Origin of the sequence: Burkholderia sp. AU19243 (genome assembly GCF_018148075.1) — a bacterium.
In the GTDB taxonomy this organism is placed as follows: Bacteria; Pseudomonadota; Gammaproteobacteria; order Burkholderiales; family Burkholderiaceae; genus Burkholderia; species Burkholderia latens_A.
Genome location: NZ_JAGSTV010000001.1, coordinates 220500 through 236333 on the forward strand (window position 1 = coordinate 220500; position 15834 = coordinate 236333).

14 protein-coding genes and 1 riboswitch are annotated in these 15834 nt (G+C 68.8%); of the genes, 4 read left to right on the forward strand and 10 right to left on the reverse strand.

What is annotated here, in order from left to right:
- Positions 1–32 precede the first annotated feature (32 nt).
- Positions 33–734: a DUF4136 domain-containing protein gene (locus KDW55_RS01065; RefSeq protein ID WP_212159825.1), complete on the forward strand. Its 702-nt coding sequence runs from the start codon at positions 33–35 to the stop codon at positions 732–734.
- A gap of 84 nt (positions 735–818) precedes the next feature.
- Here the strand turns inward: KDW55_RS01065 and KDW55_RS01070 are convergent, their stop codons facing one another.
- From KDW55_RS01070 to KDW55_RS01105, 8 genes are all read right to left on the reverse strand, one after another.
- Positions 819–1391, reverse strand: coding sequence for a TMEM165/GDT1 family protein (locus KDW55_RS01070; RefSeq protein ID WP_040143667.1), 573 nt, complete (start codon positions 1389–1391; stop codon positions 819–821).
- A gap of 78 nt (positions 1392–1469) precedes the next feature.
- Positions 1470–1610: riboswitch (yybP-ykoY riboswitch) on the reverse strand.
- A 94-nt stretch (positions 1611–1704) separates the two neighbouring features.
- Positions 1705–3027 carry a guanine deaminase gene (gene guaD, locus KDW55_RS01075; RefSeq protein WP_212159826.1) on the reverse strand — a complete coding sequence of 441 codons (1323 nt, stop codon included), beginning with the start codon at positions 3025–3027 and terminating at the stop codon, positions 1705–1707.
- A gap of 16 nt (positions 3028–3043) precedes the next feature.
- Positions 3044–3448 (reverse strand): hypothetical protein, encoded by a 405-nt coding sequence (locus KDW55_RS01080; protein ID WP_212159827.1) that lies wholly within the window; start codon positions 3446–3448, stop codon positions 3044–3046.
- Positions 3449–3475: 27 nt separating this feature from the next.
- Positions 3476–4501, reverse strand: coding sequence for an adenosine deaminase (locus tag KDW55_RS01085; protein WP_040143670.1), 1026 nt, complete (start codon positions 4499–4501; stop codon positions 3476–3478).
- 18 nt (positions 4502–4519) lie between these two features.
- A complete protein-coding gene (gene xdhC, locus KDW55_RS01090; RefSeq protein ID WP_069241099.1) occupies positions 4520–5524 on the reverse strand; it encodes a xanthine dehydrogenase accessory protein XdhC in 1005 nt (334 codons plus the stop codon).
- 598 nt (positions 5525–6122) lie between these two features.
- Entirely contained in the window at positions 6123–6635 is a 513-nt protein-coding gene (locus KDW55_RS01095) for a disulfide bond formation protein B (RefSeq protein WP_212159828.1), read from the reverse strand.
- A 145-nt stretch (positions 6636–6780) separates the two neighbouring features.
- Positions 6781–8160 carry an amidase gene (locus tag KDW55_RS01100; protein WP_212159829.1) on the reverse strand — a complete coding sequence of 460 codons (1380 nt, stop codon included), beginning with the start codon at positions 8158–8160 and terminating at the stop codon, positions 6781–6783.
- A 7-nt stretch (positions 8161–8167) separates the two neighbouring features.
- The gene (locus tag KDW55_RS01105) at positions 8168–8848 is read right to left on the reverse strand and encodes a GntR family transcriptional regulator (protein WP_069241101.1); all 681 of its coding nucleotides are present in this window, start codon (positions 8846–8848) and stop codon (positions 8168–8170) included.
- A 267-nt stretch (positions 8849–9115) separates the two neighbouring features.
- Between KDW55_RS01105 and KDW55_RS01110 the strand changes: the two genes are divergently transcribed.
- Both KDW55_RS01110 and KDW55_RS01115 read left to right on the forward strand, forming a co-directional pair.
- On the forward strand, positions 9116–10318 hold the full coding sequence (locus tag KDW55_RS01110; RefSeq protein ID WP_040143675.1) for a type 1 glutamine amidotransferase: 1203 nt from the start codon (positions 9116–9118) through the stop codon (positions 10316–10318).
- 164 nt (positions 10319–10482) lie between these two features.
- Positions 10483–11139, forward strand: a complete 657-nt coding sequence (locus KDW55_RS01115) for a DUF2968 domain-containing protein (protein ID WP_052111032.1) — start codon at positions 10483–10485, stop codon at positions 11137–11139.
- A 78-nt stretch (positions 11140–11217) separates the two neighbouring features.
- Here KDW55_RS01115 and KDW55_RS01120 read toward each other — a convergent pair whose 3' ends face one another.
- The gene (locus KDW55_RS01120; RefSeq protein WP_226208918.1) at positions 11218–12090 is read right to left on the reverse strand and encodes a hypothetical protein; all 873 of its coding nucleotides are present in this window, start codon (positions 12088–12090) and stop codon (positions 11218–11220) included.
- 426 nt (positions 12091–12516) lie between these two features.
- Between KDW55_RS01120 and KDW55_RS01125 the strand changes: the two genes are divergently transcribed.
- A complete protein-coding gene (locus KDW55_RS01125) occupies positions 12517–13812 on the forward strand; it encodes an MFS transporter (RefSeq protein WP_212159830.1) in 1296 nt (431 codons plus the stop codon).
- 66 nt (positions 13813–13878) lie between these two features.
- On the opposite strand, the gene KDW55_RS01130 is transcribed toward KDW55_RS01125, so the two are convergent.
- Positions 13879–15786 carry a tetratricopeptide repeat protein gene (locus KDW55_RS01130; protein WP_212159831.1) on the reverse strand — a complete coding sequence of 636 codons (1908 nt, stop codon included), beginning with the start codon at positions 15784–15786 and terminating at the stop codon, positions 13879–13881.
- Positions 15787–15834 lie beyond the last annotated feature (48 nt).

Below are 15834 nucleotides of genomic sequence, written 5' to 3' on the forward strand. Positions count from 1 at the left end.
GACGAACGGATGACGGATCGACGAGGATCGACATGAAACGCGAATGGATACAACGCGGTGCGGGCTGGGTGGCGGGGCTGTGCGTGGCGCTGCTCGCGGGCTGCACGAGCTATGTGACGATACAGGTCACGGCCTTCTCGGACTGGAGCGGCAGCGACGCCACACGCACGTACGCGTTCACGCGCACCGACGCGCAGAAACACAGCATCGAGCAGTCGACCTACGAGCCGATCGTCGCAAACGAATTGTCTGCGTACGCGTTTCGTCCGGTGCCGGCCGCGCAGGCGCGCTATCTGGTCGGGCTGACGTACGGCGTCGGCAGCGATCTGGTGACGGTGCCGCAGCCCGTCTACTACGACCCGTGGTTCATGGGGCCGGGGCCGTACTGGCGGGGCGGCCCGTGGGGCCCGTGGGGGCCCTGGGGCGGGATGCCGGCCGGCTATGTCGCGCAAACCTATCAGGTGTTCGACTACACGCTCGGGATCCGGATCACCGAGCGCGCGACCGGCAAGGAGGTCTACAACGTGACCGCACGCACTACCGGCGACAACGGCGCGTTGCTGTACGCGATGCCGTTCCTCGCGCGCAGCGCGCTCGCCGATTTCCCGTTGTCGAACGGCGCGATTCGTACGGTGCGGCTGCCGGTCGACAAGCGCGGCGGGCCGGCCGCGCCGGCCGCCAACGAGCGCGCGGTGCCGGCGGCCCCGGCATCGGGTGCGGCGGCTGCGAAGTAACGCGATCGCGATACGCGCGGCCCCCCGGCCGCGCCGCCCGCATGCTCGCGCGCTAGCGCGCGGCGGGTGTGCGTCGAACTCGAATCAAACTCCGACGCCCAGCAGCGCCAGCGCACCCAGCACGACGAACAGCACCGCGGCGATGCCGTGCACGAACTTCGTCGGCAGGCGGTGCGCAAAACGGTCGCCGAGCACGATCGCCGGCACGTTCGCGAGCATCATCCCGAACGTCGTGCCGGCCACCACGCCGATGTAATCCTGGAAGCGCGCGGCGAGCGCGACGGTCGCGATTTGTGTCTTGTCGCCCATTTCCGCGAGAAAGAATGCAACCAGCGTCGCGCCGAACACGCCCAGCCGCGAGCGCGTCGCATTGGCTTCGTCCTCGTCGAGCTTGTCCGGCACGAGAATCCACAGCCCCATCGCGATGAAAGAGATTGCGAGCGCCCAGCGCATGATCGACGGCGTGACCAGCACGCCGAGCCATTCGCCGAGGGCCCCGGCGAACCCGTGATTCACGAGCGTCGCGACGAGCACGCCGAGAATGATCGGCACGGGCCTGCGATAGCGCGCGGCCAGCACGAGGGACAGCAGTTGGGTCTTGTCGCCGATTTCAGCGAGGGCGACGGCGCCGGTGGAGATCAGGAAGGCTTGAGACACGTACGGGGTTCCGCGGGCCGATGTTGTGCGTGCGAGCGACGATCCGCCGCGCGCCGGGCCCTGATGCGGCGCGCAGTGAACCATCGGTCTCGCCAGGCCCTGGTGGCTGCGCCCGCCATGGCCGAACGGCCAAGTCTGTTGACGGACGCCTCCGTCACGATGCGCGCCGAAAGCGCGGGACATCGAGCGGAGCGGCTACTCCCCAATGAGGGCCGCATTCTAGCACGACGCGTGCCGCGTGCAATGCGGATTCGGCCGCTCCGGTATGCGTCGCCGCGCACGCCGGAGCGGCAGCAAGGCTTACCGGCGCAGGTTACGCCGGGGTCGCAGTGCGGCGCGCTGTACCGCGCTCGTGCACGAGCCGGCCGGCCGCGTACGTGCGGTACACGGCGCGGTCGTCGCCGAGCAGCGCGAACGCGAACAGCAACTCCTCGAGCGAATCCGCGCGCTTCGTGCGGCGCGCGAGCAGCGGCGTGGCCTGCGGGTCGAGCACGACGAAGTCGGCTTCGGTGTGTGGTGCCAGTGTGCCGACCGTATCGGCTAGATCGAGCGCGTGCGCGGCGCCGGTCGTCGCGAGCCAGAACATCCGCGTGGCGGTCAAGTGATGGCCTGACAGCCGCGCGACCTTGTGCGCCTCGTTCATCGTCTGCAGCATCGAGAACGACGTGCCGCCGCCGACGTCGGTCGCGAGCGTGACGGGCACGTCGAATTCGCCCGCCTTGTCGAAGTCGAACAGCCCGCTGCCGAGGAAGAAGTTCGACGTCGGGCAGTGGGCGACGACGGTGCGCGTCTCGGCCATCCGGCGGCGGTCCTCGTCGTCAAGGTGGATGCAGTGGCCGTACACTGCGCGCGGCCGCAGCAGCCCATAGCGATCGTAGATGTCGAGATAGCTGCGGTGGCCGGGGAACAGCTCGGCCACCCATTTCACTTCATCGACGTTTTCCGCGACGTGGCTCTGCACGAACACGTCCGGATGGCGGCGAGCGAGTTCGCCGCACGCCTCGAGCTGCGCCTCGGTCGACGTCGGCGCGAAGCGCGGTGTGAGCGCGTAAAGCTGCCGGCCGTTGCCGTGCCAGCGGCTGATCAGTTCGGCACTGTCGTCGTAGCCCGATTGCGCGGTGTCGCGCAGGAACTCGGGGCAGTTGCGATCCATCAGCACCTTGCCCGCGATCATCCGCACGTCGCGCGCGGCGCTCGCGGCGAACAGCGCATCGGCCGACTGCTTGTGCACGGTGCAGTAGACGAGCGCGCTCGTCGTCCCGCATGCGAGCAGTTCGTCGACGAAGAAGTCGGCCACTTCGCGCGCATGCTCCGGATCGCCGAACTGGCGCTCGGTCGGGAACGTGTACTTGTCGAGCCACGGCAGCAGGCCGGGCGCCGGCGACGCGATCATGTCCGTCTGCGGATAGTGGATGTGCGTGTCGATGAAGCCGGGCACGATCAGCTTGTCGCGCAGGTCGTGGACGATCGCGTCGCGTGCGAGTGTCGCCGCGAGCCGCGCATGCGGGCCGGCCGCGACGACCTTGCCGTCGTCGACGATCAGCAGGCCGTCGGCCTCGTAGTTCGCGGCCTGGCTCGATTGCGCCGGGTCGCCGTTGAAGGTCAGCAGCTGGGAACGAAAAGCGGTTTGCGTCATGACGAAGGGTCCTGCATCAAGGTAAGGCGAACAGAGGAAAACGGTCGGTTCGTGCGCTTGCTGGCACGGACAGCAGAGTGGGCGCCGCTTCGCTGCAGCAGTGTGCGACCGCGAATGCGGATGCAAGCGCGTACTGCACGGCGATCGCGCACGCGAGCGTGGAGGCGGCCGCTGCGTGACGCGGGGCCGCGAACATTGCCGCGAGCGCCGGTGCGATCGCGATGGCAACCGGCGCGGCAGCGCGCTGCGTGACGAGCCGCCCCAAGCGGCTTCGCCGCGCGACGGCGTACGACGCCGTCAACGCCGTCGCCACGGATGCGGCCGCCGCGATCGCGGCATGCGTGTACGGTGCGCGCATGCGCGACACGCGGTGCAGCGCCGAATCGTGCGCCGGAAAGCGGATGGCGTGACGACGTTTCATCTGTCTAGCGAAACCCGATGCCGGCCGTCACGCCGCCTGCCAGTAAGAATCGAGGCGCGCGATCAGCGCATCGCGCTGCGCGGCATCGACGAACGACGCTTCGAAGCCGTTGCGGATCACTGCGTACACTTCGGCGTCCGTCAGCTGGAGTCCGTCGACCGTCGCGAAGTAGTTGTCGTTCACGTAACCGCCGAAATAGGCCGGATCGTCGGAGTTGATCGTCACCGCGACGCCGCGGTCGAGCAGCGCCTTCAGCGTGTGCTTCTTCATGTCGTCGAACACGCACAGCTTCAGGTTCGACAGCGGGCACACGGTCAGCGCCGTGCGCGTGCGCGCGAGGCGTTCGACGAGCGCCGCGTCCTCGATGCTGCGCACGCCATGATCGATGCGGTCGACCTTCAGCACGTCGAGCGCTTCGTAGATATACGCTGGCGGGCCTTCCTCGCCCGCGTGCGCGACCAGCTTCAGCCCGAGCGCCCGCGCCTTCTCGAACACGCGCGCGAACTTCGTCGGCGGATGGCCGAGTTCGGACGAATCGAGGCCGACGCCGATCAGCCGGTGGCGATAGCGCTCGAACAGCGGCAATGCGGATTCGAACGTCGCGAGCGCGTCGTCTTCGGAAAGGTGGCGCAGGAAGCACAGGATCAGCTTGCTCGACAGCCCGCGCTGCTCGGCATCGGCGAGCGCGCGATCGATGCCGGCAACCACCGTTTCGATCGGCACGCCGCGTTCGGTGTGCGTCTGCGGGTCGAAGAACAGCTCGGTATGGACGACGTTGTCGGCGAGCGCGCGTTCGCAGTACGCCGCCGTCATGTCGTAGAAGTCCTGCTCGGTCAGCAGCACGCTCGCGCCGGCGTAATAGATGTCGAGGAACGACTGCAGGTCGGTGAATGCGTATGCGGCGCGCAGCGCGTCGATCGATTCGTACGCGAGCGTCACGCCGTTGCGCTGCGCGAGCGCGAAGATCAGTTCGGGCTCGAGCGAGCCTTCGATATGGATGTGCAGTTCCGCTTTCGGCGCGCGGGCAATCTTGTCCTTGAATGTCGGGGTCATGGCGTTGTTCTTGGTCGGTCAGAAAGATGAGGGAACCTGCGCGGACGCGTTCGCCTCGACGGCCTGCAGCAACTGCGCGGCCACCGAGATCGCGATCACTTCGGGCGCCTTGTCGACGATGCCGTCGACGCCGATCGGGCAGTGCATCCGCGCGACCTGGGCCGGGTCGATGCCGATCGCTGCCAGCCGGTGATCGAACTGCGCGCGCTTCGTGCGCGATCCGGTCATCCCGAAGTACGCGTAGTCGCCGCGCCGCAGGATGCGCTCGGCCAGCATGAAGTCGAGTGCGTGATCGTGCGTCATCACGACGAAGTACGCGCGCGGCGGCGCCGCGTCGACGGCCTCGGCCGGGCTCGCCAGCGCGTCGATCGAGAGATTGCCGATTCCGGCGAGCGCGTCTGCCGGCGGGAACGCCGCATCGGGTCCGTCGACCCAGCGCACTTGGCACGGCAACGTCGCGAGCACCTTCACGAGCGCGGTGCCGATGTGTCCGGCGCCGAACAGCACGACGGGGAACGCATACGGCGCGATCGTTTCGGTCATCAGCGACACGCCGCCGGTTTCCCACAGCAGGCAATCGGCGCGCGCGGCTTGCGGTTCGGGCTCGCTCAGCAGCGGCGCGCCGGGCGAGGGGCCGAATGATACGCTACGGACGGTCGCGGCGCCGGCCGCGACGCGTTTCGCGAGCGACATGATCCAGCCGAGGTCGCCGACGTCCAGGCGCTCGAACGCGAGCACGACCGCACCGCCGCAGCACTGGCCGAGGCTCGGCCCGAGCGCGAGCCGTTCGAGCCGGCGTGCGTGCGGCACGTGCGCACCGTCTTTCAGCAGATGCCGCGCGATCTCGATTGCCTTCCATTCCAGATGACCGCCGCCGATCGTATGGCGGGCCGTGTCGCGCGTGACCAGCATTTTGGTGCCGGCCTCGCGCGGCGCGGAGCCGTCGGTATGCGCGACCGTCACGAGCACGGCTGCTTCACCGTGCGCGAGCAGTTGCTGCAGATCGCCGAGCCACGCTTCCATCAGTGCGCTCCGTTCGGGACGGCGCGGCGCGGCGCGCGGTGTGGGTCAGCGGGCGCGGGGGCGGCAAGCGGGAGCGGGGCGGTTCGGGCACACGACGGAGCCGGTGCGGCGCTATCGCGCCGAAGGCACGCGCGTTCGGTGCCGAGGGACGTGCGGACGCCATGAGGATGACGGATGCGGATGGGTTGCGTTGTCATGATGAATCCAGTCGACATTGCGGATCGGGCGCGCGTTACGCAGGAGGTGAGACCGCCTGGTCTCGCGCACGTAGATCGCCATCCAGTCGCGAAGATAGCACTGCGATGCGGCGCGAACATTGCCGGGCAGTGATCCGCGTCATCAGGCGGCGATCATGTCGATCATAGGCCCGCCGCGCGGGATCGTGGCGGCGATGCGCGGGCATCCGGCGGAAACGCCCGTGTGGCGGGACATGCGCGCCAATGGCCTGCAATGCGCGTACGCCCGGAAAACAGCGCAGCGCCACCGGTAGGTGTTTACGCCCAGCGGGCTAAAAGGCGGCCGCGGGCACAGCACGGCCGGCATCGGCGCAGTGGCCCGGCGGCGGCCGGTCGGTCGCGGTTGCGGCCGGCTCAGCGTGTCAGCCTGCCAGTTTCCGGCGATGGCGCCAGACGCTCGATGCGACGGCAACGAGGATTACGGCGAACGCGATCAGCGCCCAGCCGGGCAGCAGGATGCCGAGGATCGGCGGGTAGACGGTCTCGCACAGGCCGGCGACCTTGAACATGCCGGGGAACCATTGCGCGGGCGGCAGGCTGTCGACGATCGGCTGCAGCGTGTCGAAGCCGCAGCTGAAGCCCGGATTCAGCTGGATCGACAGATGCCGCGCGGCGGTGCCGACGCCGCCGGCCGCGGCGATCGCGATCAGCAGTTCGAGCACCCAGATGCCGCGCCAGTTGCGCATCCCGGCCGCGAGGAACGCGAAGATGCCGATCGCCGCGAAGAAGTAGCGCTGGATGATGCACAGCGGGCACGGATCCTCGTTCTTCACGTACTGAAGGTATAGCGCGCCCGCCAGCAGGGCGATGCACACCCAGCCGAGCAGCATCAGCAGGCGGCGTTCACGGCGAAGTGCGAGCGTGGAGTCGTTCATGTCGGCGGGATTCCTGTCGTTGGTCGGTCCGATAAACAATCGCGCGATTTTAGCGCGAACGATCTGGCACGAAACTGACAGCGCCGGTGCGGCAACCCGCCGCACCCGCTAGCGGCCGTGCGGCGGCGCCGTCATTGCGGTGCGATTACCGGATCGTGTTCAGCACCGCTTCGACCGCCTGGCCGATGGCGAGCAGCGCGTCGTCGCGATGCGGCGCGGCCGCGAGCATCAGGCCGACGGGTGCCGCGTCGCGCGGATGGCACGGCAGCGACAGCGCGCACGCGTCGAGGAAGTTGAATGCGCTCGGATTGCGCAGGATCAGCGCATTGGTGCGCGTGAACGTGGCGTCGTCCGCTTCGAGTTCGGCGATGCGCGGCGGCACGACCGGCACCGTCGGTGCGACGAGTGCGTCGAAGCGCGCCCATACCGTGTGCGCCGCTTCGTCCAGCATCGCGCGGCGGGCGGCGAGCAAGTCCAGATAGTCGGCCGCGCTTGCCGGCTCGCCCTTCAGGATGCGCGACAGCACGCGCGGATCGTATCGATCGCGGTGCTGCGCGAGCAGCGGGCGATGCCACGCATACGCCTCGATCGGCGAGAAGCCGAAGCGGTTGATCTCGGGCAACCGGTCGAGGGCCGAAAAGCGCACTTCGGTGACGATCGCGCCGGCCGCTTCCAGATGCTTCAGCGATGCGTCGAGCGCGGCGGCGACATCCGCGTCGACGCCGTCGGTCACGTAGTTGGTCAGCACGCCGAGACGCACGCCCTCGAGCGGCCGCGCGGCCGGCACGTGCGGCTCGAGGCCCGCGAGCATCCGGTCGACGAGCGCGCAGCACGCGACCGTCAAGCCGATCGGGCCGGACGAGTCGAGCGTCGTCGACAGCGGCACGCCGCCTTGCGTCGGGATCCGGCTCGCGGTCGGCTTGAAGCCGGTGAGTCCGCACAGCGCGGCCGGAATCCGGATCGAGCCGCCGGTGTCGGTGCCGAGCGCGACGGCCGCCATCCCGTCGGCGACGGACGCGGCCGCGCCCGACGACGAGCCGCCGGCAATCCGCGCATCGCCCGGCACGTCGCGGCGGTACGGCGAACGCGGCGTGCCGAAGTGCGGATTCAGGCCAAGCCCCGAGAACGCGAACTCGCTCATGTTGGTGCGGCCCACCAGCACCGCGCCCGCCCGCTTGAGGCGCGCGACGGCGACCGCGTCGGCGTGCGCGGGCGGCGCGCCGTCGAGCACGCGTGAACCGGCGCGCGTCACTTGGCCCGCGACGTCGAACAGGTCCTTCACCGACACGGGGATGCCCGCGAGCGGCGACAGCACGGTGCCCGCGGCACGCAGGCGATCGTGCGCGTCGGCGGCCGCGCGCGCGTTGTCGGCGTCGACTTCGGTGAAGACGATCGCACCCTGGCCCGACGGATCGGCGATCCGGTCGAGCGCGACGTCGACGAGCGCACGGCTCGTGGTCCGCCCGGCGGCGAGATCGGCGGCCAGTTGGGCGAGCGGGGGGAAGGGCGTGAAGGTGGTGGTCATGGGCTGCTCAGGGACGAAGACGGTGGACGAGGGTGGCGCGAAACGAATCGATATGGCGTTCGACGGCTGCGCGCGCGCCGGCGGCGTCGCGTGCGGATAGCCGTTCGAACAATTCCCGGTGTTCATGCTGGACGTCGGACAGGTGGTGCGGCTCGGACAGCGTGACGAACCAGAACCGCAGCGAGCGCTCATGCAGTCCGCGCAGGATTTCCGCGAGCACCGGATTGCGCGCGGCTGCGGCGATCGCCTGATGAAATGCGCGGTCGAGCTCCATCATCCCTTCGACGTCGTGCGTGCCGACGCACGCCTGCCCTGCGTCGAGCAGCGCGGCGAGGCGCGCGAGATCGTCGGGCGTCGCATGGCGCGCGGCCAGTTCGACGCAATGGGCTTCGTTGATGCGCCGCACGTCGATCACCGCGACGATGTCGTCGAGCGACAGCGGCTGCACCATGAGTCCCTTGCGCGGCATCACGGACAGCAGTCCTTCGAGCACCAGTCGGTGCACGGCCTGGTGGACCGGCGTGCGGCCGATGCCGGTACGCGCGACCAGCTCGGCCTCGTTAAGGGCGGCGCCCGGCTTCAGGCGCATCGTAATGATGTCGCGCTGGATCAGCGCATAGGCGCGCTCCGCGAGGCTGCGCGCCGATGCGGCAGGCTGGTCGGGCAGTGCGTCGGTCAGTGCGTTCATGCGGGCTGGGGCGCGGCAGGCGGGCTGGAGGCGGTCATCGAGCGGCGTTCGATTTGGACGATACGTGAATATTATTGTGATATATCACGGGTGTCCAGCGCACGGGCGCGAGGTGCGAGGGTCGGCGGGACAGCGGCGACGGCGTCGCATGCGACGACTTGCAACAATTATCGACAGGATGTTGCTGGTTTACCGCGCGATCGTGCACTGACGCATAATGATTCCTCGTCAATCCAATACGCGCGAGCGACGCACCAGACCATCGTCATGAGCGAAACCACGCCTTCCCCGGCCGGTCTGACCGGTTCCTCTTCCCCTTCTTCCGATTTCCCCCGTTCCGATCCGGCGAAAACGCCCGCATCGGCTGTCGCGCAGGCCGCCGCTGCGCACGACGTTGCGGACGATGGCGCATCGCCGGTCACGGCGGCATCCGAGCCGGGCGCCGCCGGCACGACGGGCGCGAGCGCAACGGGCGCCACCGGCGAAGCCGGTGCAGCCACGCCGAAGCCCGGTGCGGCGCCGCCCGGTTTCGGCGCGCAGCCCGATTTCGACACGCCGCGGCCGCCTCCTGCGAGCGCGCAGACTGCGCCGCCGGCTTATCTGAAACAGAGCGACACGCCGTGGTCGGTATTCGGCCGGATCGTCGCCGCGCGTGCGCGCCGGCTGTTCGATCGCGCCGGCCAGCGGATCACGCAGCGCACACTGCGCATCGGCGTGTCGGCGCGGATCTTCCATCCGGAACCCGGCGCGAAGGGGTTGCGCGGCAAGACGCTGCAGTACCTCGAAGAGTCGATCGCGCATTGGGTCATGTCGCGCGACGTGCTCGTGTTCATGATCCCGACGGTCGGCCACCAGGGCATGCTGCATCCAAGCAACATCCGCCTGCGCGATTACGCGAAGCATCTCGACGGCCTGCTGCTCCAAGGCGGCGCCGACGTGTCGCCGCAAACCTACGCGGCGTCGGATGCGCGCCCCGAATGGCCGGGCGACCGCGTGCGCGACATGTACGAGCTCGAGCTGTTTCACGAATTCGTCGAGTCCGGCAAGCCGGTGCTCGGCGTGTGCCGCGGTTGCCAGCTGATCAACGTCGCGTTCGGCGGTTCGCTGTACCAGGACATCGCGACCGACGTGCCGACCGCGAATGCTCACGTAAGCGAGCACTACGACCAGCATCGCCACGCGATCCGCTTCCCCGATTCGTCGACGCTCGCGAGCATGTTCCCCGGGCGCAGCGAAGCGATCGTCAACTCGATCCACCATCAGGCGATCCGCGATCTCGGCCGCGATCTGAACATCGAGGCCGTGTCGGCGGGCGACGGGATCATCGAGGGCATCCGCTACCGGCGCGCTCCGTTCGTCGTCGGCGTGCAGTGGCATCCGGAGTTTCATCGCGCGGGCGGCGCCGAGTTGCTCGACTGCACGCCGCTGCTCGATGCATTCCTGCGCGCGGCACGCGAGACCCGTCTGTAGACTGCATTTGCATCGCATCGAAGCAGGGCGGCCGCATCCCGTTTAATTTGAGATGCGGCCGTTTCGTTTTGAACGATAATCGCGAGTTCCGATTCGTTCGCCGGAGTCTCACGTTGGTCTTCCGAAACTTTTCCCCTGCTCGATGCGCAACGTGGATCGTTGCGATGGCTGCCTGCGCATACGCAGGCGCAACGTGGTCCGCCGATGCGACCGCGCCTGTCGCGGGCACGCGCCCCGCGGTGACGAGCCTGAGCGGCGATGCGTCGCCGGAAGCGGCACCGACATCGGCCGCGAGCGCGACGGATGCCGGTGCGCAAGGCAACGTCGCCGAACTGTCGCAGATGCTGCACGACGGGCGAATCGTCGAGATGCGAACGACCTACAACGGCAGCTACGGCGCGAGCCTCATGTTCGATCCGCGCGAGATGACGTACTACGTCGCGCTGTTTCAGGACAAGCATCTATGGCGCGTGATCAAGTCGCAGGAGAAGACTCGGGCGGAGATGGTCTACGCGAACTTCGTCCAGCAGACGGCGCAGCTTGCGGACGTCGAAATCCGCCGCACCGAACTGCAGGCGCAGAAGACGTTCCTCGAGCGCGTGATCGCGCTGCAGGCGAATCGCGCGCAGCAGTTGCAAGCCGATCTCGGCGTCGCGCGCAGCCAGCAAGCCGAGGTCGCGCAGCGGCAAAAGGCCGCACAGGAGCAGACGCAGGCGCTGCAGGTCGAGAAGCGGGCAGCACAGATGCAGTTGCGTGAACTGCAGGACCAGGTGCGGCAACTCGAGCGGCAGGCCGAAACGGGATTGCCTCAGCACAAGTAACGACAGGACGTCCGACGCAACGACGGACGGACGAAACCCGGCGAAGCGTGCTTCGCCGGGTTTTTTATTGCGCGCGCGTTAGCGGGGGAGTGCGCGGTAGACGTCGGTCAGGCGCCGATGAGACAGTTGCGCGGTCCAGTCGAAGGCGGCGCCGGGCGTTTTGTCCGGTGGCGCGGGAAGGGAGGCATTCAGCGCGTGCGCAATCGCGATCAGCGTGAGCGGATCGTCGAGCGAGGGCTGCGGCGGGAGCGCATGCGAGCGCCGGTGGCGATGATCGTGCGACGGCGCTCGTGATGCGTGCTGCGTGACGGGCGGGCGGGGGGCAAGCCGGGACGCAGAGGCGTCCGAAGCGCGCGCCCGTTTTGCGCGTTTGCCCGCCGGGCCTTGGCGCGATAGTGGCGGCGCCGCCGACACGATGGAGACGGGCGCGGCGTGCGATGCCATTTCGCTGCGCTGCGGCGCGGCCTTCGGCGTCGCGCCCCGTGCAGGCCGAGTGGGGCCGGCCGATGTCGCGACGGGATGCGCTGCGACCTGCTGGGCCGGCGCGTCGACCGGCTTGGCCGCGAGGGCTGCGACGGTACGCACCGTTCCCTTGGATTCATTGCCGTGGCGCGGCGTCGCGCCGGCCGCCTGCATGGACGCTGGCGCGAAGACCGGGAACGGTTCGTGCGCGGCCACGAGCCAGCCGATGATGACGAACGCACCGATGCTCCAGCACGCGGCATGCAGCGCGCGTCGATCGGGCGCCCGGCCCGCTGCGTCGATGGAGCGGCGGCGGATGTCGGGCGCGACCGCCGGTGCGCCGGCCAACGACGGCGGCGCGACGGGCTGCGGTTGCCAGCGACACGACCGGTGCGGTGCATCGACGTCGATGCATGACGTCGTCAGCGTCGCAAGCGCGCGCGTACCGGACGCGCCGCGGAACGTCCACTCGCGGCCGAACGGCGGCACGCCGTCGAGCGGGGCGGCGCGAGGGCGGGCGAGCGCGCCTTCGACGGGAACAAGCGGCGATGAAGTCATGAGAAGGTGCGCGGTGCGGCACGGGCAATCGTGCGGCTGCAGCGCAGTAGCGTTGCGATTCGTGACATTGTGGTCACGCGAGCGCGATCGGTCGATCGGATTAGTCCGATTTTGGCGCCCGGTTCGAGCTCATTGGTACGAGCGGAAACCGGGCGCGCGGACCGGCGGCCGCGCCCAGGGGCGCTCCAAGGCAATCGTCGGTTTCGCGTGGCATCATTTGCAAATCTTGCCGGCGCGCACGTCGTTGCGCGATGCGCCGCCGGCTCACAGCGATGCCTGTGTGCGCCGCCGCGGCGCGGCACGCATCGTCGGTCCCACACGGCGCGGCGTTCGCGCCATCCGAGCCGAGAGAACGACATGTCTACAGCAACGCAAGCTGTCGCGCAGGAATCAAAAGTTCGCACCGTGTTCCGCGTCGTCAGCGGCAACTTTCTCGAAATGTACGACTTCATGGTCTACGGGTACTACGCGTCGGCCATCGCGAAAACCTACTTTCCCAGCGGCAACGCGTTCGCGTCGCTGATGCTGTCGCTGTCGGTGTTCGGCGCGGGCTTCCTGATGCGCCCGGTCGGCGCGATCGTGCTCGGCGCGTACATCGATCATCATGGCCGTCGCAAGGGACTGATCCTGACGCTGGGGTTGATGGCGCTCGGCACGCTTACGGTGGCCGCGATTCCGGGCTACGCGACGATCGGCGTGCTCGCGCCGGTGCTCGTGCTGCTCGGCCGGCTGCTGCAGGGCTTTTCGGCGGGCGTCGAACTCGGCGGCGTGTCGGTCTATCTGTCGGAGATCGCGACGAAGGGCAACAAGGGTTTCTACACGTCGTGGCAATCGGGCAGCCAGCAGGTCGCGGTCGTGTTTGCCGCATTTGTCGGCGTGCTGCTCAACCGTATGCTGCCGGCCGACGAGATGACCGCGTGGGGGTGGCGCATTCCGTTCCTGATCGGCTGTCTGATCGTGCCGTTCCTGTTCCTGATCCGTCGTTCGCTGAAGGAAACCGATGAATTCCTCGCGAAGCGCCACCGTCCGACGATGGGCGAGATCATGCGCTCGATGCTCGCGAACTGGGGTGTCGTGATCGCCGGGATGGGGATGGTGATCATGACGACGGTGTCGTTCTACATGATCACCGCATACACGCCGACGTTCGGCAAGGAAGTGCTGCACCTGTCGTCGCTCGACGCGCTGATCGTGACCGTTTGCGTCGGTCTGTCCAACCTCGTGTGGCTGCCACTGTCCGGTGCGTTGTCGGACCGCGTCGGCCGCCGCCCCGTGCTGATCGCGTTCACGGTGCTCACGTTGCTGTCGGCCTATCCGGCCGTGCTATGGCTCGTTGCGCAGCCGTCGTTCGTGAGGCTGCTCGCGGTCGAGCTTTGGCTGTCGTTCCTGTACGGGTCGTACAACGGCGCGATGGTCGTTGCGCTGACCGAAGTGATGCCGGCCGACGTGCGCACCGCCGGCTTCTCGCTCGCGTACAGCCTCGCGACGACGATCGGCGGTTTCACGCCCGCGATCGCGACGCTGCTGATCCACCAGACGGGCAACAAGGCGGCGCCGGGCCTCTGGCTGAGCGTCGCTGCGATCTGTGGGCTGATCGCGACGCTCGTGCTGTACCGGACCCCCGGCGCGCGCAACCAGTACAAGTCGGCGTGATGGCGTCCGTGTTGCATTGCATCGGATAAACAAGGGGCGCGCGGCGCGCTCCCTTTTTGCCGACGCTCAGGCGTCGTGCAGCGCGGCGGCCACCTTCGCCGTCACGTCGAGCCAGTGCCCCGGTGCGGGCTGGCGCACGAGCGTCGCCGCCGGATACCACGGGCAGTCGTCGCCCGTGAACCAGCGCCAGTCCGCTGCGAACGGCAGCATGATCCACAGCGGCTTGCCGAGCGCGCCCGCGAGGTGCGCGACGGCGGTATCGATCGTGACGACGCCGTCGAGCCGCTCGATGAGCGCGGCCGTATCGGCGAAGTCGTTCAGCCGGCCATCGAGCCGGTGCACGCGCGGGTGCGCGTCGATGCGCGCGCGTTCGTCGTCGTCGAGCGCCGGCTGCAGCACGAGCCAGTCGATGTCGGGCAGCGCGAGCAGCGGCGCGAGCGCATCGAACGGCATCGAGCGGTTCTCCTGAGCCTGTCGGCGCCCGGACCACGCCAGGCCGAACTTGCGTTTCGACTGACCGCCGAGCGACCCGCGAAAGCGCCGGCGGGCACTGTCCGGCGCATCGAGATAGCGCGCGTCCGCGACGATGTCGTCCGGCTGCAGGCCCAGCAGGAACGGCAGGCTCATCAGCGTGCATCCGACGTCCGCCGGCGGCTTTGCGGCGCCCTGCGCGATGAGCGTCACGCGCCAGCGTGCCGCAACCGGTGCGAGGAGCGTGACGAGTTCCGGCTGCACCTCTAGTACGACACGCGCGCAGCGTGCGCGAGCGAGCGGCACGAAGCGGACGAACTGCAGCGTATCGCCGAAGCCTTGTTCCGCGCGGATCAGCAGCGTGCGCGCCGCAATCGGTTCGCCCTGCCAGCGCGGCAGCGTGCCGAGCGGCGTTGCGCCCGGCGTGTCGTGGCGGGCTTCATAGGCGGGCAGGCCGCGCGTGAAGTCGCGCAGCGTGAGCAGCGTGACGGCGCGGTGCAGTTGCGCGAGCTTCAGGTCCGGCGCGACGCGGAGCGCCTGGTCGAACGCACGCAGCGCCATCTCGTGCGCGCCAAGCGCATGATGCGCGTTGCCGAGGTTCAGCCACGCGAGGGCGAACGACGGGTCGAGCCCGACTGCGCGTTCGTAGTAGGGCAGTGCTTCGCGGTGGCGTGCCTGTGCGCACAGCGCGTTCGCGAGCCCGAACAGCGCGAGCGGAAACGGCGGGTGCAGCGCGAGCGCCGCTTCGAACGCGGCGGCGGCTTGCGCATGACGGCCGAGCGCTTCCAGCGTGTTGCCGAGATTGAAATGCGCGGCGACGAAGCGCGGCTGCGCGTCGATCGCGGCCTGGAAGTGCGCGATTGCGTCGTCCGCGCGGCCCATCGCGTTTAGCGCCATCGCCAGATTGTTGTGCGCGCCCGCATGGCCGGGGCGCAGCTCCAGCGCGCGGCGGAACGCGGCGAGTGCGTCGTCGTGGCGGCCGAGCGCGTTCAGCGCGTTACCGAGGTTGTTGTGGATCGATGCATCGTCGGGCGTGAGCCGGAGCGCGCGGGCGAATGCATCCACCGCATCCTCGTGGCGCTGCAGCGCCGCATACGCGTTGCCGAGGTTGTAGTGCGCGAGCGGAAATTCGGGCGCGAGCGACAGCGCATTGCGAAAGCGGTCGATCGCGTCGTCGAGCCGGCCGAGCGCCTTCAGCGCGTTGCCGAGATTGAGCTGAAGCGCGGCATCGTCCGGGCGCAACTCGACCGCGCGCCCGACGAGATCTGCCGCCTCGGCATGCTGGCCCTGCTGATGGCGCAGCACGCCGAACAGATGCAGCGCGTCGGCGTCGGCGGGATTGGTGGCGATTGCGGCGCGATAGCCGTGCTCGGCCTCGGCGAGGCGGCCCGCGCGGTGCGCGGCATACGCTCGGTCGAATGCGGAATCCATGACGCGAAAACTGACGGAAAGCGCGTATTTTCCCACATTGCGCACCCGCGCCGAGGATCGGCCGCCCGGCATATGGCCCCGTCACGCGGAGCGGCGTAGACTGGCGGCATCGCGTGTCAT